General features: G+C 70.6%; 20 protein-coding genes. 6 read left to right on the plus strand and 14 right to left on the minus strand.

Annotated features, from left to right (window positions below):
• Nucleotides 1-27: 27 nt before the first annotated feature.
• The gene (locus DMC61_RS20055) at nt 28-1122 is read left to right on the plus strand and encodes a S1 family peptidase (RefSeq protein WP_125690583.1); all 1095 of its coding nucleotides are present in this window, start codon (nt 28-30) and stop codon (nt 1120-1122) included.
• Here DMC61_RS20055 and DMC61_RS20060 read toward each other — a convergent pair.
• The 5 genes from DMC61_RS20060 to DMC61_RS20075 all read right to left on the minus strand — a co-directional run bounded on the left by DMC61_RS20060 (nt 1095) and on the right by DMC61_RS20075 (nt 4413).
• A complete protein-coding gene (locus DMC61_RS20060) occupies nt 1095-1523 on the minus strand; it encodes a hypothetical protein (RefSeq protein WP_125690584.1) in 429 nt (142 codons plus the stop codon). The two genes, DMC61_RS20055 and DMC61_RS20060, sit on opposite strands and share 28 nt — an antisense overlap.
• Before the next feature lie 223 nt (nt 1524-1746).
• Nucleotides 1747-2859, minus strand: a complete 1113-nt coding sequence (locus DMC61_RS20065; protein WP_125690585.1) for a VanZ family protein — start codon at nt 2857-2859, stop codon at nt 1747-1749.
• Nucleotides 2852-3157 carry a hypothetical protein gene (locus DMC61_RS20070; RefSeq protein WP_125690586.1) on the minus strand — a complete coding sequence of 102 codons (306 nt, stop codon included), beginning with the start codon at nt 3155-3157 and terminating at the stop codon, nt 2852-2854. Before DMC61_RS20070 ends, DMC61_RS20065 begins: the two co-directional genes overlap by 8 nt.
• Nucleotides 3158-3242: 85 nt before the next feature.
• Complete coding sequence (locus tag DMC61_RS41180) at nt 3243-3407, minus strand: hypothetical protein (RefSeq protein WP_158634120.1); 165 nt, start codon at nt 3405-3407, stop codon at nt 3243-3245.
• A 79-nt stretch (nt 3408-3486) separates the two neighbouring features.
• Nucleotides 3487-4413, minus strand: a complete 927-nt coding sequence (locus DMC61_RS20075) for a MurR/RpiR family transcriptional regulator (protein ID WP_125690587.1) — start codon at nt 4411-4413, stop codon at nt 3487-3489.
• Between the two features lie 144 nt (nt 4414-4557).
• Here DMC61_RS20075 and DMC61_RS20080 point away from each other — a divergent pair, with 144 nt between their 5' ends.
• Genes DMC61_RS20080 through DMC61_RS20090 form a run of 3 tightly spaced genes read left to right on the plus strand, consistent with a single transcriptional unit; the run spans nt 4558 to nt 7597 of the window.
• Entirely contained in the window at nt 4558-5949 is a 1392-nt protein-coding gene (locus DMC61_RS20080) for an MFS transporter (RefSeq protein ID WP_125690588.1), read from the plus strand.
• Nucleotides 5946-6386: a GAF domain-containing protein gene (locus tag DMC61_RS20085; RefSeq protein ID WP_016333976.1), complete on the plus strand. Its 441-nt coding sequence runs from the start codon at nt 5946-5948 to the stop codon at nt 6384-6386. Before DMC61_RS20080 ends, DMC61_RS20085 begins: the two co-directional genes overlap by 4 nt.
• Nucleotides 6383-7597, plus strand: coding sequence for an amidohydrolase family protein (locus DMC61_RS20090; RefSeq protein ID WP_125690589.1), 1215 nt, complete (start codon nt 6383-6385; stop codon nt 7595-7597). Before DMC61_RS20085 ends, DMC61_RS20090 begins: the two co-directional genes overlap by 4 nt.
• Before the next feature lie 81 nt (nt 7598-7678).
• Here DMC61_RS20090 and DMC61_RS20095 read toward each other — a convergent pair whose 3' ends face one another.
• The 8 genes from DMC61_RS20095 to DMC61_RS20130 all read right to left on the minus strand — a co-directional run bounded on the left by DMC61_RS20095 (nt 7679) and on the right by DMC61_RS20130 (nt 15961).
• Nucleotides 7679-9043: an aldehyde dehydrogenase (NADP(+)) gene (locus DMC61_RS20095; RefSeq protein WP_125690590.1), complete on the minus strand. Its 1365-nt coding sequence runs from the start codon at nt 9041-9043 to the stop codon at nt 7679-7681.
• Nucleotides 9040-10491 carry an amino acid permease gene (locus DMC61_RS20100; protein WP_125690591.1) on the minus strand — a complete coding sequence of 484 codons (1452 nt, stop codon included), beginning with the start codon at nt 10489-10491 and terminating at the stop codon, nt 9040-9042. Before DMC61_RS20100 ends, DMC61_RS20095 begins: the two co-directional genes overlap by 4 nt.
• Before the next feature lie 55 nt (nt 10492-10546).
• A complete protein-coding gene (locus tag DMC61_RS20105; protein WP_125690592.1) occupies nt 10547-11548 on the minus strand; it encodes a proline racemase family protein in 1002 nt (333 codons plus the stop codon).
• A complete protein-coding gene (locus tag DMC61_RS20110; protein ID WP_125690593.1) occupies nt 11549-12460 on the minus strand; it encodes a dihydrodipicolinate synthase family protein in 912 nt (303 codons plus the stop codon).
• Entirely contained in the window at nt 12457-13818 is a 1362-nt protein-coding gene (locus tag DMC61_RS20115) for an FAD-dependent oxidoreductase (protein WP_125690594.1), read from the minus strand. Before DMC61_RS20115 ends, DMC61_RS20110 begins: the two co-directional genes overlap by 4 nt.
• Nucleotides 13815-14123: a (2Fe-2S)-binding protein gene (locus tag DMC61_RS20120; RefSeq protein ID WP_125690595.1), complete on the minus strand. Its 309-nt coding sequence runs from the start codon at nt 14121-14123 to the stop codon at nt 13815-13817. The genes DMC61_RS20115 and DMC61_RS20120 overlap by 4 nt, the downstream gene beginning before the upstream one ends.
• Nucleotides 14120-15283: an FAD-binding oxidoreductase gene (locus DMC61_RS20125; RefSeq protein ID WP_125690596.1), complete on the minus strand. Its 1164-nt coding sequence runs from the start codon at nt 15281-15283 to the stop codon at nt 14120-14122. The genes DMC61_RS20120 and DMC61_RS20125 overlap by 4 nt, the downstream gene beginning before the upstream one ends.
• 78 nt (nt 15284-15361) lie before the next feature.
• Complete coding sequence (locus DMC61_RS20130) at nt 15362-15961, minus strand: XRE family transcriptional regulator (RefSeq protein WP_199750068.1); 600 nt, start codon at nt 15959-15961, stop codon at nt 15362-15364.
• 226 nt (nt 15962-16187) lie between these two features.
• On the opposite strand from DMC61_RS20130, the gene DMC61_RS20135 reads away from it, so the two are divergent.
• Nucleotides 16188-17321, plus strand: coding sequence for a metalloprotease (locus DMC61_RS20135; RefSeq protein ID WP_125690597.1), 1134 nt, complete (start codon nt 16188-16190; stop codon nt 17319-17321).
• Nucleotides 17322-17612: 291 nt separating this feature from the next.
• On the opposite strand, the gene DMC61_RS20140 is transcribed toward DMC61_RS20135, so the two are convergent.
• Nucleotides 17613-19028, minus strand: a complete 1416-nt coding sequence (locus tag DMC61_RS20140; protein WP_125690598.1) for an aminopeptidase P family protein — start codon at nt 19026-19028, stop codon at nt 17613-17615.
• A 90-nt stretch (nt 19029-19118) separates the two neighbouring features.
• On the opposite strand from DMC61_RS20140, the gene DMC61_RS20145 reads away from it, so the two are divergent.
• A complete protein-coding gene (locus tag DMC61_RS20145; RefSeq protein ID WP_125690599.1) occupies nt 19119-20108 on the plus strand; it encodes a LysR family transcriptional regulator in 990 nt (329 codons plus the stop codon).
• Nucleotide 20109 lies beyond the last annotated feature (1 nt).

Genomic DNA, 20109 nt, shown 5'->3' on the forward strand with positions numbered 1-20109 from the left:
CCCGCACTGGATTTCCTGGAGGTTTTCGTGATCCGACACCCCCTGCGCACCTTGACCGTGCTGATCGGCGCCGCCGCGGCCGTCACCGCCTTCGCGACCCCGGCTTCGGCGGCGACATCGGTGCTGAACGAGGCTGCCGGACCGGCTGCTTTGGCCGCGGCGCAGCAGAAACTCGGCACTTCGCTCGGCACCGCGTTCGCCGGTTCCTGGCTGGACACCACGACCGGCGAACTGGTCGTCGGCACCACCGACGCGCGCCAGTCGGCAAGGATCCGCTCCGCGGGCGCGATTCCGAAGGTACTCAGGCACAGCGCCGCCGAACTGAAGACGATCCAGTCCACTTTGGACAACAGAACCGAGGGGCTACCCGGGTCGGTCGCCGGCTGGTACGTCGACGTGCCCGCGAACGAGGTCGTCGTGAGCGTGGTGGGCGGCGATCCCGCGGGCCGCGCGTGGGCCGGCTCCGCGGGCGTGCCGGTGCGGGTGGAGCACGTGAAGAGCGCGCCGCGACCGTTGTGGAGTGTGGTCGGCGGGCAGGGTCTGTACTTCAGCGGTGGCGCGTGTTCGGTCGGGTTCAACGCCTACGACGATGACGATCATTACGTGATCACCGCGGGCCACTGCACGGAACTCGGCGGCACCGTGCGCGGCGTCGGCGGCACGATCGGCAAGGTCGCGAGGTCGTCCTTCCCCGGCAACGACTACGGGACGGTCGAGGTGACACATTCCGACGTCTCGACCCCGCCCCGGGTCGACCGCTACGAGGACGGGTCCGACGTGCGGATCGAAGGCGCGGACGTGGTCGGCGTCGGCGGCCGGGTCTGCCGGTCCGGGATCACCACCCACTGGCACTGCGGGCGGGTCGAAGCGCTCGACCAGACGGTGAACTACGGCAACGGGAACATCGTGCGAGGCCTCACCCAGACCGACGCCTGCGCCGAGCCCGGCGACTCCGGCGGGTCGTTCGTCAGCCGTCCTTCGTCTGGCTCCGGCACGAAACTGGTGCAGGCCCAGGGCATGACGTCGGGCGGCTCCGGTGACTGCAGTGAAGGCGGCACCACGTTCTTCCAGCCCGTCAAGGAGGTACTCGACCGCTACGACCTGAAGCTGGAAAAGGACTGATCTCCCGCGGCGAGGGGCGGCCGGTCCTCCGGTCGCCCCTCGATCAGCGCGGCGAGCTCCCCCGCCTCGATGACGAGCGTCTCGATCTCCGCCCAGCGGTGCCGGATCCGTTCGGGATCCGCGACCAGCGTGCCGGAAACCATGCCCAGGAACAGGTTCGCGTCGGTCCCGATCTCCGCGAGACGCAGGAAAGGACGGCGTTCCTCTTCGGTTCCCGCTCCGTGTGCCGCGGCCCATTCGCGGGCCCGCATCCCGGCGTCGTGGCAGGCGTCGACGAGCAGGGTCCGGATCTCCTCCGCCCGGTTCCCCGGGCTCGCGGGAGGTTTCCCCATCAACGGGAAGATGTTCCAGGCCACCGACAGCAGGCAGTCGGCCACGTCGTCCATCGACTCCACGTTCACCGGGCGAGTGTTCCGGCCCGTGCCTCCTGCCAGGCGCAATGACTCGCGGGAACGGCCCGGTCAACCCGATCGGGTGGCGAACCTCGTGAGCGGTAAGGACGGTTCCGGTTTGGTCGCGGGCGGGTCGATGGTGGGGTGAAGGCTCCCTTCGCCGCGTCCAATGCGGTGAAGGGAGCCTTCACCCCGGTCGCTCTTCCGCGCCGACCACCTCGCCAGGACGGTCCTAACCGTCCTTGCCGCTCACGAGACTGGGCACCTCCTGGTCGTCGAACGCCCGCACGTCGGCCATCCGCAGGCCGGCGACCAGCCCGGAAAGTCCTTGGTGACCTTCGGGCCGGATCGCGAGGATTCCGCTGGCGAAGAACAACAGGTTCGCCAGCGGCTCGAATCCGCCGTTGACCACCGACGCCAAGGTGAGCAACGTGAAGTAGCCCCCGGACCCGGTCAGGAATCGCACGATCATCCGCCACAGCGAAGGCTTCCCGCCGTCCGGGCCGGTAGGCCGCAGTAACACGACGCGCTGGCCGAAGCTCGCGCCGTTGCCCGCGACCGGGATGACGAACAGAAGGAGCAGCGCGGGCAGGAAGGTGCCGATCAGCGCGGTGACCACGGTGTTCGGTTCGCCGACGAGCACGGTCGTCACGATCCCAACCGTGGTGCCGAGCAGGATGACGGACACGACGTCGACGGCCATCCCGAGCAGGCGGCGGCGCGCGGTGACCGGCCGCGGTGTCCCGGGCGGCGCGGACGGTTCGTTCCCCGGCAGCAGCCGCAGGAGCGGGGCGAGCCCGAAACCGACCGCGGCGCCGAGGGTGTTGGTCAGCAGGTCGTCCACGTCGGCCAGCCGGTACGGGCACTCGAACAGGAACCAGACGCCGGTCAGCTGGGTGCATTCGATGAACAGCGAGACCGCGAAGCCGAGGGCGACTGTGGTGAGGAAACCCCGCCGGAACAGGTGCCGGACGAACATCCCCAGCGGCACGAACAAGGCGACATTGAACACCGCCTGCTGGACGGCCGGATTACGCAGGAACGCCCGCAGCCCCACGCCGGTCTGTTCACGGCGGATGTCGGCGACGAACTGGAACGGGCGCAGTTGCAGATGGCTGGACGCGTGTTCGGCGCACCACGCCGTCGTCGTCTCCGGGATGGGGAGCAAGGTGTACGTCCACAGCGACATGGCGTAGACCAGGAACCCGAACACCAGCAGGATCCGCCAGAACCCGAGTTCGCCGCGGCGCCGGTAGCTCGCGGCGATGTACGGGACGGCCAGGAAGCCCGCGAGCACGAAACCCGCGAACACCGCGATGATCGCGGAGATGGTCGGATCAGTCACTCGCGGAAGCTAACAACGCGCGCTCCGGCGCACCCGTCACGCCACCTGGCCGGGTGACGGCGTCGGCGGGCGACAGCGTTCGCTGATGCGCGAGCGCCGCGATGGCGAAGGTCAGGTGGACGACGACCCAGTTGCGGTCTTCGCGATGAACCCGCTGCAGCAGGTCGAGAGAAGCGTCGCCCGGCGTACGGCCCTGACGGCAGGCGTCGATGAACGCCTGGGTCAGTTCGTCGACGTTCCTCCGGAACTCCGCGAAGGTGTCGGAGGGCTGGGCGTTGGTGCAGAAATCCACGGTCACGTCACAGAGCGTTCCATAACGCGACACAAAGTTACGAATTGGCGGAGCGCGAATCACTCACGTGAGGTAGTCCCTGTGCTCTGCGTCACGCTGACGCGAGTCCGGCGGGCATCGGGCGTTCCCGTTCGGCCGCCTTCGCCCGGCGGGTGGCCGGGAACCGCTGGTCGAGTTCGACCAGCAGCGGCGTCGCCGCCATCAGCGCCAGAAGAGCGATCCCGGCGTAGGCACCCAAAGTCTCGATGATGGTCATTTCGTCCTCCTCGATCCCGTGCCGCCTGTTCCGGCGGCCTGGAACCAGGATCGCCTCCCGGCAGGGGGCGGCGGATCGGTCATCCGGCGGAGACGCCTCCGCCGGTCGACCTTTTCGGCACTGTCCGATCGGCCGACCCCGGGCGGCGGTGCAGCAGGTCGAACCGCGACCACATGGCCTCGGCCGCCTCGATCGACTCACCGGTGCGGACCGGGTCGACGGCGGCCAGTTGTGCGACGATCGCCTGCACCAGGCTCATCCCCGCGGTCAGCGACGGGAAGAAGGTCACGCCTTCGGCCGGCACCATCAGCACCTGCTCGACGGCGCCCGCCAGCGCGGGACTCGCCGCGTCGGTGATGGCGAACGCACGCGCTCCCCTGGCCTTCGCCTCGTTCGCGGCGAGCACGGTGCTTTCGTACAGGCGCCAGAAACTGATCGCGATCAGCACGTCTTCGGAGGAGAGCTTCGCCGTGGCGTTGGCGAGTTCGGCGTCGCCCGCGGTGATCGCGTGGACGTCGTACCCGGCGAGCCGGGCGTTGTGCGCGAACGCGATCCCGACCGCGGCGTAACTGCCGTCGGCGATGACGACCGTGCGGCGCGCCCCCGCGACGGCCTCGGCGACCTGGCGGATCTCGTCCTCGGCGAACCGCCGGTTCAGCAGGGCGAGACTGTCGAGGTCCCGGCGCAACGACGCCGACCCCGGCGAGTCGACGTCCCGATGTTCCTCGGCGACCTGCGGCGCGCTCAGCGACGACATGTACCTCGCCCGCAACTCCTGTTGCAACGCCGGCCATCCGGCGAACCCGAGCGCCTGCGCCGTCCGGGTGACGGTGGCGACGTTGACCCCGGCGAGCTGGGCGAGCTCGGCCGTCGAGCCGAACGACGCCCGGCGCGGTTGCGAGACCAGCACTTCGAGCACCGCGGCCGACTTCGGCCGCAGGCCGCGTTCCGGTGTCCGATCCCGCAGCCACGCCTCGAAACCGTCGTCGGTTCCCGTCTCTGTCACGCACGCCCTCCCTCGACCGCGTCACGGTAACGCATCGTGCCCGTCGAACCACTTGCAACAACCATTGCAGTTTTGCCGAAACGCAGTATACGTTGTCCGCACTCTCGTCTCTCCTAGTCGCCCGAACCACGGAAGGCGTTCCCCATGACGCTTCTGGCACGACTGGACCGGCTCCCGCTGAGCCGTCCCCATTACAAACTCCTGCTCATCGGCGGACTCGGCTACACCTTCGACGGCATGGACTCCGCCGTCGTCGCCTTCCTCCTGCCGAGCGCGAAAGCCGCCTGGGGTCTCGACAACGGCCAGCTCGGGCTCATCGGTTCGGCGACGCCGTTCGGCTTCCTCTTCGGCGCGATCGCCGCCGGCCTGCTGGGCGACCGCATCGGCCGCAAGAAGGTCATGATGTACGCGCTGGCCTTCTACGCGGTGTTCTCCGTGGTCGCGGCCTTCTCCCCCAACTACGAGGTCTTCCTGGGCGCGCGGGTGCTGGCCGGGGCGGGCGCGGGCGCCGAAAGCGCGATCATCGCGCCGTTCCTGTCGGAATTCGTCCCCGCCAAACGCCGCGGCTGGTTCGTCGGAGCGCTGGCCGGGTTCTTCTCGTTCGGATTCGTCATGGCCGCGCTGATCGGGCGGTTCGTCGTCCCGACGGTGCCGGAGGGCTGGCGGGTCGCGCAGCTGATCACCGCGCTGCCGATCGTCATGCTGCTGTGGTGGCGCCGATCCCTGCCGGAATCACCGAGGTTCCTGGTCGCGAACGGACGTCATGCCGAGGCGGAGAAGATCGTCTCGAAACTGGAACGGGACGTCGAAAAGGCGACAGGGCAAGCACTTCCGGCCGTCGCCGAGGCCGAGGCGCAGCCCGCGACGGAGACCCCCAAGGTCAATCTGCTCAGCGCGTTGAAGTTTCTGTGGAGCCCGGCCATGGCCCGCCGCACCGCGGTGATCTGGACCGTGTGGTTCGTGATCACGTTCTCCTACTACGGCTTCTTCTCCTGGATCCCGACCCTGCTCGTCGAGCGAGGTATCACGGTGACCAAGAGCTTCGAGTTCTCGATCATCATCTACCTGGCGCAGATCCCCGGGTACTTCTCCGCCGCGTGGCTGTCGGAACGGCTCGACCGCAAGCACACCATCGCGTTGTACCTCGCGGGCTCGGCGGTGAGCGCGTTCTGGCTGAGCCAGATGGACGCGCCGTGGTCGATCACCCTCGCCGGGGCGGTGCTGTCGTTCTTCCTCAACGGCACGTACGCCGGCGTGTACTCCTACACCCCCGAGGTGTTCCCGACCTGGATCCGCGCCAGCGGCACCGGGCTGTCCAGCGCGTTCGGCCGGGTCGGCAGCATCCTGGCCCCGACGATCATCGGCCTGTCCGCCGCGAGCCTCGGCTTCGCGGGCGTCTTCGGCCTCACCACCGCCGTCCTGGCGGCCGGGGTGGTGTGCGTGGTCGTGTTCGGCCTGTCCACCGCCGGCCGTTCCCTGGAAGAACTGACCGAACACGGCGCGCCCGTGAAGACCGCCAAGGAGATGACGAAGTGACCGTGTCACTGTCCACTGTGGAGGATAAGACCCGAGCCACGATCGGCGTACGGCTGTTCACCGTGCTGGCCTGGGTGCCCGAGCGGCGGGCGCTGCGGCGAGTGCACAGCAGCCACCCCGTCGAATACCCGGTCGGCGGTGAGAAGACCGTCGAGGTCGCCGCCGGCTGGCTGGACCGGTGCATCACCGGCCAGGAGCCGTACTTCGGGCCGGACAGCGCGGCGGTGCGGGAGATCTTCGCCGACCACGAACTCATCGACAGCCTCGGCTGCGGCGCGGTGATCAACGTGCCGGTGGTCGACGAGGGCCGGACCCTCGGTGTCCTCAACCTCCTCGACGCGGAGGGCCACTACGACGACGATTCCGTCGCGATGGCGCGATCTCTGGCACCGTTGGCGGTCCCGGCCCTGCGCGAACTCCTGGAGGAGACCCGATGAACGGATCGCTGCTGCTGCGCGACGCCCGCCTGCTCGACCCGGTCACCGGCGAGTACACCGAGGGCGACCTCCGGTGCGCCGACGGGCGGATCGTCGAGATCGGCACCGGGCTCACCGCGGACGACGCGCGGACCGAGGACCTGCGCGGAGCGTTCGTGCTGCCCGGGCTCGTCGACGCCCACGTGCACGTCACCGCGTCCACCGCGGATCTCGGGTCGCTGCCCGCGTCGTCACCGTCGTACGTGACCGCGCACAGTGCCCGCACCATGAGCCGGATGCTGGACCGCGGTTTCACGACGGTCCGCGACGCTTCCGGCGCGGACTACGGTCTCGCCGACGCGCAGGCCGAAGGCTTGTTCCGCGGCCCGCGCCTGTTGTTCTGCGGTCGCGCGCTGAGCCAGACCGGCGGACACGGCGACAGCCGGACACGCGGCGCCAACACCAGCGAAGACCACCCGTGCTGCGCCGGTCTCGGCCGGGTCGCCGCCGGGGTCGACGCGGTCCGCGCGGCCGCGCGCGACGAACTGCGCAAGGGAGCGCACCACATCAAGGTGATGGCCTCCGGCGGCGTCGCCTCCCCCACCGACCGGATCGACTCGACGCAGTACTCCGGCGAGGAACTGCGCGCCATCGTCGAAGAGGCGGAGGCGGCCAACCGCTACGTCGCCGCGCACGCCTACACCGCCCGTGCGGTGAATCGCGCACTGGAGCTCGGTGTCCGGTCGATCGAACACGGCAACCTGATCGACGACCTGAGTGTCGAGCTGTTCCTCCGGCACGACGCGTACCTCGTGCCGACCCTGGTGACGTACTGGGCGCTGAAGGAGGAAGGGCGCGAGCACGGGTTGCCGGAATCCAGCTGGCGCAAGGTCGACGAGGTGCTCGGCGCGGGTATGGCGGCTTTGGAGCGGGCCGCGCGCGGCGGGGTGAAACTGGTGTACGGCAGTGATCTCCTCGGCGGGATGCACCGGCACCAGAATCACGAGTTCCGGTTGCGCGGCGAGGTGCAGTCCGCGCTGGCGGTGATCCGCTCCGCGACGTCGACGGCGGCGGATCTGCTGAACCTGACCGGCGAGATCGGCACGCTCGCGCCGGGCGCGCACGCGGATCTGGTGGTCGTCGACCGGGATCCGCTGGAGGACGTCGGCGTGCTGGCCGAGCCGGAGAAGTTCCGGTACGTGGTGCAGGGCGGGACCGTCGTGTCGGCCTGACTTCTGGCGGTCACCCTGCGCTGTCCGTGAAGGCCTCCTTGAGGGACTCTGGGTCCCTCAAGGAGGCCTTCATTTCCTGCCTCACGAGAAGTGTTGCGGGACATCCCAAGGATTCTCGTCCCGCAACGGCTCCGGCAGCAGGTGCGAAGGCCAGTCCTGATAGGACACCGGACGCAGGAAGCGCTCCACCGCCGCCGTCCCGACCGACGTCGACGCCGGAGACGTCGTCGCCGGGAACGGTCCGCCGTGCTGCATCGCGGCGGTCACCGCGACCCCGGTCGGCCAGCCGCCCCACAGGATCCGCCCGCTGCGGTCGGCCAGCACCGGCCGCAGCGCCTCGACCTCGGACGACTCTTCGGGCAGCGCGTGCACCGTCGTCGTGAGCTGGCCGGGCAACGCCGACAGCACCGGCAGGACATCGGAAAGCCGTGAGTACCGCACGACGACGCCCAGCGGGCCGAAGCACTCTTCGGCCGCTTCAGGCACGAAGTCGGCCAGGTCGATCTCGAGCAGCCGAGGACCAGGACCGGCGACGACCTCACGCATGCCCGGGATGCCGGTCAGCCGCTCGGCACCGGCGTCGAAGCCGGCCGCGATCCGGTCGTTCAGGAACGGCGCGGCCGGGATCCCGCGCAACCGTTCGGCGACGAGCTCCACGAACGGGCTCTCCGACGGCACGAACACCAGGCCCGGGTTCGTGCAGAACTGGCCGTTGCCCAGGGTCAGCGAGCCGGCGTAGCCCGCTGCCGGTTCCTCGGCCCGCGCGGCGCCCGGCAGGACAATCACTGGGTTGACGCTGCCGAGCTCGCCGTGGAACGGGATCGGGACCGGCCGTTCGGCGGCGATCCGCGCCAGGGCGAGCCCGCCCGCCACCGATCCGGTGAAGGCGGCGGCCGCGATCGCCGGGTGACGCAGCGCCTCCACGCCGACGGCTTCTCCTTCGACGAGGCCGAAGATGTCACCCCATGGGCCGAGGGCTTCGCCGATGATCGCCGCCGTCCGGCGGGACAGCTCCGGATGTCCGGGATGCGCCTTGACCACCACCGGGCACCCGGCCACCCACGCCGACGCCGTGTCTCCGCCCGCCACGCTGAACGCGAACGGGAAGTTGCTCGCGGCGAACACCAGCACCGGCCCCACCGCGGTCCGATAACGACGCAGCTCCGGACGCGGACCGGGTGGCCACGACGGGTCGGCGCGGTCGATCCGGACGTCGTAGTACGCGCCGCTCCCGGCCGCGAGCAGCCGTAGCTGGAACGTCGTCCTGGCCAGTTCACCGGTCAGCCGTGCGGTTCCCAGCCTGGTTTCGGCGTCGGCGATCTCGATCAGGGACGGCCCGGCCGCGTCCAGCGCGTCGGCGACCCCGGTGATCACCTCCGCTCGCGTCGTCGGCGACACCGCCGCCCACGCGCCCGCGATCTCCGCCGCCCGCTCGATCTCCTTCATGTTTCCTTCCTCTCCGGGTTCTCCACCGAGTTCCGGAATCCGAACACGGCGTACACCACCAGCCCGAGCACCATCCAGCCCGCGAACCGCAGCCAGGTCAGCGCGTCCAGGTTCGCGATCAGCCACACCGCGAACGCCACCCCGACCAGCGGCACGAACGGGACCCACGGCGTACGGAACGAGCGCGGAAGATCCGGCCGGGTGCGCCGCAGCACCACCACCGCGATCGACACGACGATGAACGCGGCCAGGATCCCGATGTTCGTCAGATCCGCGGCCTCCTTGATCGGCAGGAAGCCCGCGATCACCGCCGAGCCGATCCCGACCGGCCAGATCACCCGCGTCGGCACCCTGCGCCGGGGGTGGGTGCGGGCGAAATACCGCGGCAGCAGGCCGTCCCGGCTCATCGCGAACCAGATCCGCGACACCGCCAGCATGTTCGCGAACGCCGACGTGGTGATCCCGAGGATGCCGCCGACCGCGACGACCGTGCCCAGCCCGGCCAGTCCGGCCAGTCCGACCGCGGCCAGCGCGCTCGAGAACGGGCTGTGCACGTCGATCTGGTCGTAGCGTTGCATGCCCACCAGCACGATGGACACCAGCAGGTAGATCACCGCCGCGATGGCGAGCGACACGATGATCGCCTTGGGCAGCAACCGTTTCGCCTCGACGCTCTCCTCCGCGGCGGCCGTCATCGCGTCGTAGCCGTACACCGCGAAGAACGTCGTCGCCGCGCCCGCGACCGCGCCGCCGATACCGTAGGGCAGGAACGGGCTGAAGTTCCCCGCCGAGATGTGGAACGCGCCGGCGACCACGACCAGCGCCACGATCGCCAGCTTGACCACCACCAGCGCCGTTTCGAACCGCGCGGATTGCTTGCTGCCACGGGAAAGGACGAACGCCAGCAGCAGGCACAGCAGCGCGGCGAACAGGTCGACGCGGTGCCCCGGCCCGGTTCCCGGCGCCCCGAGCATCCACGACGGAAGGTCCAGGCCGACCTGCTCCACGACGTAGGACAGGTAGCCGGACACCGCGATGGCGACCACGGCGACGATCGCGGTGTACTCCAGCAACAGATCCCAGCCGATCAGCCAGCCCGCGACTTCCCCCAGCGCCGCGTAGGAGTACGTGTACGCGGATCCGGCACGCGGGATGAGCCCGGCGAATTCGGCGTAGCACAGGGCCGCCGCCGAGCTGGCGATGATCGCGATCAGGAACGAGATCATCACGCCGGGCCCGGCCTGCTGGTTCGCGACCACCCCTGCCAGCGAGAAGACACCGGCGCCGACCAGGCCGCCGAGGCTGAGCGAGACCAGCTGCCAGAGGCCCATCGTGCGGGGAAGCCCACCGGGACCGGCCTCGTCGGGCCCCTCGAAGGACTTGCGCCGGAAGAGCCCGGATCGGGAGAAAAGCTTGGTCCGAGGCCGGATCGTCGTTGATTCGGGCATGACAAATCCCTTCCGGACCGCGCGGGGCGGCCCGGGTCGGCGGTGGGGAGAGGGGCTAGAGGACGAACCCCGCGGGGAACGGGTCGTCCGGGTCCAGCAGATACGTGGCGTTGCCGGTGATCCAGGCTCGGCCGGAGAACTCCGGCACCACGGCGGGGACGCCGCCGACGGTGGTCTCCGCGACCAGCTCGCCGGTGAACGTGGTGCCGATGAACGAACTGTTCTCGAACGGCGTGTGCAGCGGGAGTTCGCCGCGGGCGTGGAGCTGGGCCATCCTGGCGGAGGTGCCGGTGCCGCAAGGCGACCGATCGAACCAGCCCGGGTGGATCGCCATCGCGTTCTGTGACGCCCGGGCGTCCGAACCCGGGGCGAGGAACTGGACGTGTTTGCAGCCGCCGATCAGCGGATCGGCCGGATGTTCCGGCGGCCGCTGGTCGTTGATGGCCGCCATGATGTCCAGCCCCGCGGCGAGGATCCGGTCCTTCTCCGCCCGATCGAACGGAATGTCCACTTGGGACAGTTCGAGAATGGCGTAGAAGTTGCCGCCGTAGGCCAGGTCGTAGCGAACCTCGCCCAGCCCCGGCACTTCGACTACGGCGTCCCGCTCGGCGAGGAACGACGCGACGTTGCGCAGCTTGACGCGGACCGCGCGGCCGTCGCGGACCTCGACCTCGGCGTGCACGAGCCCGGCCGGGGTGTCCAGCCGGACCACGGTCTTCGGTTCGGTCACCTCGACCATGCCGGTCTCCACCAGCACGGTCGCGACGCCGATGGTGCCGTGGCCGCACATCGGCAGGCAGCCGGACACCTCGATGTACACCACCCCCCAGTCGGCGTCCGGCCGGGTCGGCGGCTGCAGGATCGCGCCGCTCATCGCCGAGTGACCGCGCGGCTCGTTCATCAGGAACTGCCGCAGATGGTCCAGGTTCTCCATGAAGTACCGGCGGCGTTCGGCCATCGTGTCGCCGGGGATGACGCCGACCCCGCCGGTCACCACCCGGGTCGGCATGCCCTCGGTATGCGAATCGACGGCGGTGATCGAGCGGATCGACCGCACCTACGCCACCCCCAGCGAGGCGAGCGCGCGGCGCATGTCGGCGGTGACCTGCTCGCGGTGCTCTTCGGTCAGCGGCCCCCGGGGCGGGCGGCACGGCCCGCCGTACCGGTCGACCAGGTCCATCCCGAGTTTGATCGCCTGGACGAACTCGGTGCGCGAGTCCCAGCGGAACGCGGCCACCAGCGGTTCGTAGAGCGCCCTGGCCTCGTCGAGTTTGCCGGACCGCGCCAGGTCGAACAGGCGCACCGACTCGGCCGGGAACACATTGGGGAACCCGGCGAACCAGCCGGTCGCGCCCATCAGCAGGCTCTCCAGCACGACGTCGTCGGCGCCGCTGATCACGTCCAGGCCCGGTGCCTGCTCGCGGATCTCCAGCACCCTTCGGACGTCACCGGAGAACTCCTTGACCGCGACCACGTTGTCGATCTGCGCGATCTCGGCGAGCAGCGCGGGGGTGAGGTCGACCTTGGTGTCGATGGGGTTGTTGTAGACCATCACCGGCAGGCCGACCGACGCCACCGCCTCGAAGTGCGCGAGCACCTCACCGCGGTTCGCGCGGTACATCGTGGGCGGCAGGCACAGCAGACCGTCGGCACCGTCCTCGGCCGCGACCTCGGCCCAGTACTTGGCCTGGTGCGATCCGGGGCCGTGCACGCCGACGACGACGATCCCGTCGTCGCCCACGGTTTCGATCGCGGTCCGGGCGACGCGGCGACGCTCCTCGTCGGTCAGCGAGGAGTATTCGCCGAGCGAACCGTTCGGGCCGACGCCCCGGCAGCCGTTGTCGACCAGCCACCGGCAGTGCGCCGCATAGGCGTCGTAGTCCACGGCCAGCCCGGCGGGCGCCGACGCGTCTTCCCGGTACGGAAGGGCGGTCGCGACGACGACGCCACCGAGGTCGGGGGTGCTCATTCAGGTTCTCCTTCGGTTGGGGCGGCGAGTTCGCCCAGCCGGATCGGCTGGGCGATCGGGCGGTGGTGCCGGTCGGCCCCGCCGCAGAGTTCGGACACGGCCGGGCCGCAGATCCGGCCTTGGCACGGGCCGAGTCCGGCCCGGGTGCCGAGTTTCAGCGCGTGCGGGCCGGGACACGATTCGTCCGCGGCCGCACGTGTCAGTTCGCGGTACGTGGTCTCCTCGCAGCGGCAGACGATCGTGTCCTCGCGCAGCCAGCTTCGCCAGCCCGGGCCGATCGGATGGGCCGCGGCGAGCCGATCGGCGAAGGCGCGGGCCCGATCGCGGGCACGGACCAGTGCCGCGTCCGGCGTTTCTCCCGCCGCGGCACGGCCGGCGACCGCGCCTTCGGCCGCGGCGGTGACCGCACCGCCGATCCCGGTGATCTCGCCCGCGGCGAAGACACCGTCCACTGTGGTCTGTTGGACGGCGTCGACCCGGACGAAACCGTCGTCCAGGACGCAGCCCGCGGCGACGGCCAGTTCCGGCTGGGGGCTGAAACCGTGCCCGACGCAGACCGCGTCGACCTCGTAGACGCGTTCGGTGCCGGGGACGACGGACCAATCCGCGCGGACCTTCGCGGTCACGACCTCGCGGACGCGGTCCGCGCCTCGGGCTTCGATCACCGCCCGGCCCGTCCGGTACGGGACCCGGTGCCTGGCCAGCGTCGCGGCGTAACGCACGAGTTCACCCGCCTTCCCGGCGTGCGCGGCCAGGCGCCACGGCCGGTCCGACCATCCTCTTCGGACAGTCGAGGCCGGGTTCGCCTCCAGCACCGCGACCACCTCGGCCCCGACGCCCAGCAAGGATTCCGCGACCGGCAGCAGGAACGGCCCGGCACCGGCGACGAGGACACGCCCGCCGATCGCGACCCGCTCCCCTTTCGCCAGCGCCTGGGCCGCGCCCGCGGTGTACACGCCGGGCAGCTCCCAGCCGGGGAACGGCAGGGTGCGGTCGTGCGCGCCGGTCGCCAGGATCAGCGCGTCCGGGACGAGGGTCAGCCGCCGCCGTCCGGAGCCGTCGGACGGTCCCCGCAGGACGTGCACCCGCTTCTCCACCCGGTCGAACGCCCAGACGGTGGAGCCGGGCCACCACCGGCATCGCGGATGCGCGAGCACCCGGCGGCGCCGGTCGAACTCCGCCCTGCCGTGCTGAATCCGGTCCGGACGCTTCGCCGCATAGACCTCGGGAAGCATCCGGTGGTACTGGCCGCCGGGGGTCTCCGCCTGGTCCAGCACCGTGACCTGGGCACCGGCCCGCAGCGCGTGCTCGGCCGCCGCGAGCCCGGCGGGCCCGGAGCCGACGATCACCACGTTCACGCGGTCTCCTCCCGTGACTGGGTGCGGACTTCGTCGCCGTCGGCGGCCGGACGGCGGCACGCGCGGACGTCCGGCACGTCGTTCACCGTGAGCAGGCAGTCGAAACACGCGCCGATCCCACAGAACACGCCGCGCGGGGCCCCGGAACGCGTGGTCCGCCAGGAGGTCCGTCCCGCGGCGAGCAGCATCCCCGCCACGCTCTGCCCCTCGATCCCGGTCACGGGTTCGCCGTCGACGCTGATCGTGATCGGCCGGTCGGTCCGGTCCACCGGATCGCGGTCGCGCGGCAGCAGCCATCCGCTCATGCCGCCACCACCGCGGGACGGTCCACAGTGAACTCCGCGACCGGCATCGCGGGTTCGGTTCCGGTGAGCAGTTCCCGCAGCAACCGCGCGGTGCCGACGCTCAGCCCGATCCCGGCGCCCTCGTGCCCGGTGGCGTGCCAGAGGTTTCCGAGCCGCGGATCCTCGCCGAGCACCGGGAGGTGATCGTCGACGTACGGCCGGAAGCCGCCGTACGCGCGCATGATCGCGGCGTCGGCGAGCGACGGGAACAGCCGCAGCGCCTTGACCGCGATGGCGCTCAGCACCTCCGGGCGGATCGTTTCGTCGAACCCCACCCGGCGGCGTGAAGAGCCGATCAGCACGGTGCCGCCCCAGGTCGACTCGACGACGGCCGAGGTCTGCAACTCCCCCGAATCGGCGCCGACCGCGCCGACGTAATCGGCGTCGTAGACCTTGTGCCGGACGACACCCGGCATCGGCGTGGTCACCAGTACCTCACCGCGGCGGGGGCGGACGGCGATCGGGGCACCCAAGCACGCCGACACCTGGCCGGCCCACGGGCCCGCGGCGTTCACGACGACGTCGGCTTCGATCACTTCGCCGGGCACGCGGACGCCGGTGATCCGTCCGTTGTGGACGCTCGCGCCGACGACCTCGGTGTCGGAGCGCAGCCGTGCGCCGTGGCGCAGCGCAGAACCCAGCAGGGCCAGCGCCGCGCCCGCGGGCTGGACCTGCGCGTCCTCCGGGTAGTGGAACGCGGCGGTCACCTCGCGGGTCAGCGCGGGTTCGACGTCGGCGAGTTCCTTGGGGGACAACGGTTCCGCACGGACCCCGGGTTGCGAGGCGGCGAACGCGGCAAGCGCGACGGCGCCGTCGTCCGTGGTGGCGACGACGATGCCGCCCTTGGGGTCGTACTCGATCGACGAAGCGGCACGCGCGTCCTCGTCGGCGATCTCGGCGACCACCTGGGGCCACAACGCGATCGAGAGCTTCGCGAGTTCGAGTTCCGCGCCAGGACCCTTGTCGGAGACCAGGATGTTGCCCTCGCCGTGCGACGTGGTCCCTCCGGCGGGACGGCCGCGATCCACGACCACGACGTCGAATCCCGCCAGGGTCAGCTCACGGGCGCACGCGGCGCCGACGATCCCCGCGCCGAGGACGACCACACGCGTTCGGTTCATCGACCCTCCAGCGTTCGGTAAAGCGAACGATCGGAGAGTAGGTTCCGCCCCGGACGGGTGTCAATACCTCGGGCGCGGTCAGCCCTTCAGCACCGGATGCGGCCTGCCGTCGAGCCGTTCGTCGGCGCGGTACTGCAGCAGCAGGACCGAGTGCACCGGCCCGTCCGAAGCGGTGTAGCAATGCGGCTCGCGGGCATCGAAGGCGACGTAGTCCCCCGGGCCGACCTCGACGGTCCGGCCCGCCACCTCGACCAGCAGCGACCCGGTCTGCACGATGGTGTGCTCGACCCCGACGTGTCCCTGCGAACGTTGCGGCGCGTCCCCGCGCACCACCTGGTCGTACACCTCGAAGACGCCGTCACCGGTCTCGATCCGCCGCAGTGGCCGGAGATCCACTCCCTCACCGCTGAGCACCTCGACGTCGGCGCCGCGCACCACGGTGAGCGCGCCGCCCGCCCGATGGTCGAGCAGGTCGGAGATCGCCACCTCCAGCACCCTGGACAGGCTGAACACGGTCTCGATGGTCGGATTGCCGCCGCCGGACTCCAGCTGGGACAGCGTCGCCTTGCCGATCCCGGATCGCCGCGAGAGCTCCGACAGCGAAATTCCCCTCGCCGCCCTGGCCGCGCGCAGGTTGACCGCCAGCATGTCCCGGATCGAGGGCGTCTCGTCCTCCACCGCTTGTCCCCTGTCGTTCGTCAAACCGTACGACCTCGTTCGCTTTGCCGATCGAGTTCGCGGACATCATGACACGCCCCGCGACGGGGAGGGCATAGCCGCGGCCGATGGGGCGGCGCGATGGTGGGCGGCGCGGGCCGCGATGAAACTCCTTCACCAACCGGTGTGTCACCGTCGACACAGGGTCACGGGCGCACCGTCGTTTCCTTTCAGCGAGGAGATTCCCGTGCAGCTGATCCGCAGATCCGCAGGCCGACGACTTCGGGCGTTCGGCGCGGTGCTCATCACCACGCTCGGCCTGACCGCGGCCGTCGCCGCCACGCCGGCGACGGCGGCCGCGAACGCCTGTCTCACCGGCACCCTCGTCTTCGACCATCTCGACGCGGAGGCCGGGACCAGCAAGCCACTGCGCACGCAGGTGGCCCGGAACGCGAACTGGGAACTGTGGGGCCGCACCGGTTCCGGCACGGCGACCAGGCTCGCCGCCGGCATCACCGGTGCCTCCGACGGCCGGTTCACCGCCTGCCACACGGCGTCCCTGGCCGAGGCGTACGTGCGCTTCCGGTCGAGCAGCACCTCGATGTGGCGGGTGGTCAAGGCCGCGAACAACACCACCGACTACACGTTCGACTCGGCTCGCCGCACGAACGTCTCCGGCACGCAGGACCTCGGCACGGTGAAGGTGCCGTCCACGCTTCAGCGCGCCTGGAAGGTCGTGGACACGCTGAACGTCTTGTACTGGAAGCGCGCCAACCCGTCGTCCTCGTGCTGGACGGCCCGGCAGTCCGACGGACGCTGCGATCAGCTCACCTTCGTCTGGGATCCGAAGATCGCCGACGGTGGTTACTGGGACTACCCGAACACGAACTACGTCTTCCTCGGCAACACGATGCCCGACTCGAAGCACCTCATCCTCCACGAGGCCGGGCACTGGCTGCAGTGGCAGCTCTACGGTCGCGCCTTCCCCGTCGTCGACGGCTGCAACCCGCACTACATCGAGAAGCACAGCTCGGAATCCTGCGCGTGGACCGAAGGCTTCGCCGACGCCGTCGCCGCTTACGCCCTCGGTGACTACCGGTACGTGTACGACGACGGCAGCTCGTACAGCTTCGAGAACGACGCTTCGACGCCCGGCTGGGACGACGGCGACACCGTGCAGGGGCGGGTCGGCTCGTCGCTACTGGACCTGTGGGCGGCGGACGGACCGGACGGCGGGAACTGGAACCGGACGATCGCGTTGATGACCCGCGACTTCAGCCAGGACTTCCGCGAGTACTTCACCGAGGACCGGCCCGCCGCGGGCCTGTCCACCACCGGTGCCGCCGAGCGGATCCTCGCCGGGCACACCATCCGGTACTGACGCGGCGTGTGAGGACGCCATCGGCTGGTGAGTGCGGTGGTCGATGGCGTCATCGCAGCGGGTCGTAAGGGACGACACGCGTGACTACATGGACGACACGCGTGACTGGATGGACGACACGCGGTGGGACTCGCCCGCGAGAGTGTCGTCCGTCCAGACACACGTGTCGTCCATTCAGTCACGCGTGTCGTCCATTCAGTCACGCGAAACCGCACGATCGTAGGTACCTAAGACACACCGGCCTTGCGCCGAAAGTCCCCTTCACCGCGTCGGATGCGGGGAAAGCGTCCTTCAGCCCCTGGCTGCCTGGACCCAGGCGGTGATCTCGTCGGCGGTCGAAGGGAAACCGCCGGACAGCAGGTCGTATCCCGATCCGGTGACCACGACGTCGTCCTCGATGCGGACGCCGAGGCCGCGCAGCTCGGGCGGCACGGTGCGGTCACCGGCGTGGAAGTACAGACCCGGCTCGACCGCCAGCGCCATCCCCTCGGCGAGCGTGCCCTCGCGGTACGCCGACGGATGCGCGGCGGCGCAGTCGTGGACGTCCAGCCCGAGGAAATGACCGGTACCGCAGACGATGTACCGGCGGTGCTGCTGCCCGTCCGGCGACAGCGCTTCGTCCACCGACACCGGGAGGAGGCCCCAATCGTGCAGTCCCTCCGCGAGCACGCGCAGCGCCGTCGCCTGGAACGCGCCGTAGTCCTGACCGGGCCGGACCTCGCCCAGCGCCGCGACGTGCGCCTTGTGCACCAGGTCGTAGACGTCGCGCTGGGCCTTCGTGAACTCGCCGCCGACCGGGAAGGTCCGGGTGATATCGGCCGTGTACAAGGAATCCACCTCGACGCCGGCGTCGAGCAGCAGGAGACTGTCCTCGGTCACCTTCCCGTCGCAGCGCGTCCAGTGCAGGATCGGGGCGTGCGGCCCGGCCGCCACGATGGAGGTGTAGCCGGGCCCGGTGCCCTCGGTCCGCGCACGACGGTCGAAAGTGCCCTGCAGCCAGCGTTCCCCGCCGCCGCGGACCGCCTCCGGGAGCGCGGCCAGCACGTCCGCGAAGCCCAGGGCGGTCGCGTCGACGGCGTCGCGCAGCTGGCCGATCTCCCAGTCGTCCTTGATCCGGCGCAGCTCGGCGAGGACCGTCCTCAGCCGCTCACTGTGGCCGAAGCGGTACCCGTCGAGCGCGGGATCGACCCCGGCACCGACCAGGAAGCTCGGATTCCGCCCGCGCAGACCGTGCGGCAGATCCTCCAGCGGGCGGCATTCGATGCCGAGCGCGTCGCCGTACGCGGCCGGTCCGGCGGCGGAGCCGACCCACAGCGGACTGGTGTCGGCGTCGCCCACGAAGTCGGGCTCGTGCGCCTCGGCCGGACGCGGCACGTACAGCGTGGCGTGGTGGCTGTCCCCCGCCGGGGTCATCACCAGGATCGCGCCCTCGCGCTGGCAACCGGTGAGCCAGACGAAGTCGCTGTCGGCACGGAAGCCGTGGAAGGTGTCGTTGGACCGCACCACGGCCCGGCCCGCCGCGAGCGCGATCCGCTGACCGGGCAGCTCCGCCGACAGCCTGCCGCGATGGGCGGCGGCCGCCTCGGCGGTGCCCGGCGGCACCTCCACCACGTCGTCCGCGGGCTCCCAGCCGTCGCTGATCCAGGTCCGGAACCCCTTGGCGGCCAGCAGCGCGCGCAGATCCGGCCGGGTTCGGTCGCCGGTCATCGGCACCCCTTTCAGGTAGTCATGGTCCTGGCCGCACCTTCGCACCGCGACGGAGCCGGCCGTAATGACCGGCGGCGATAGACTCCGCCTATGGCCCTGGAGATCCGGCACCTGCGGGCGATCTGCGCCATCGCCGAAGCGGGCAGCCTCTCGCAGGCGGCCGCCGCGCTGGGCATGTCCCAGCCGTCGCTGACCTCGCTGCTCCAGCGGCTCGAACGGCAGATCGGCGCGCCCTTGTTCGTCCGCAGCCACACCGGCGTGACCCCGACCCCGGTCGGCGAGCAGACGTTGCGCCGCGCGCTGACCCTGCTCGTGGAGTTCGACCGGTTCGAGAGCGACCTCCTCGGCGCGCTCGGTGACGGCCCGGTGCGGCTCGGATCGTCCCAAATGGACTGTCTGCCCACCTTCGTCGAGCGGCTGGACGACGCGCTGCCGGGGCTGGACGTGACCGTCCATGTGGAACCCTCCAGCTCGGTGCTGGCACAGGCACTCGCCCGCGCGACACTGGACATCGCCGTCATCGCCATGTCCGACGACCAGGAAGTGCCGCTGGCGAAGCATCTCGGGCACCGGGTGCTCTTCTCGTGGCTGCCCGTGTTCGTCGGTCTTCCGGCCAGGCACCGGCTCGCCGGCGGTTTCGAGGTCGACCTCGCCGACCTCGCGGACGAGGCGTGGATCGGGCCGCCCGGCCCCGAGGACGGCTCGCTGACGTCGCTGCGCGCGGCGACGCATCGCGCCGGGTTCACGCCGCGGATCCGCTTCGAATGCCCGAACGGCGGCGGACGCCACCTGATCGCCGCGGGACAGGCGGTGCAGCTCGTGGAGCCCACCGCGCCCGAACTGCCCGGCATGGTCGTCCGGCCGTTGAAGGGCGACCCCATGCGGATGCGGCTCGTGCTGGCGTGGCGCAAGGAACGGCTGACGTGGGACCAGGCGGAGAACGTCTACCGCGCGGTGATGACGTCGTACACGCGGCACGCGATGGCGTCGACGCCGTTCCGGACGTGGTGGGAGCGGCGGCGGGATTCCCAGTCGTGGGACGGGCTGGTGGACTTCTTCCGGGTTTCGAACAGCCTGTAAC

This window comes from Amycolatopsis sp. WAC 04169, assembly GCF_003947535.1.
Lineage (GTDB): Bacteria > Actinomycetota > Actinomycetes > Mycobacteriales > Pseudonocardiaceae > Amycolatopsis > Amycolatopsis keratiniphila.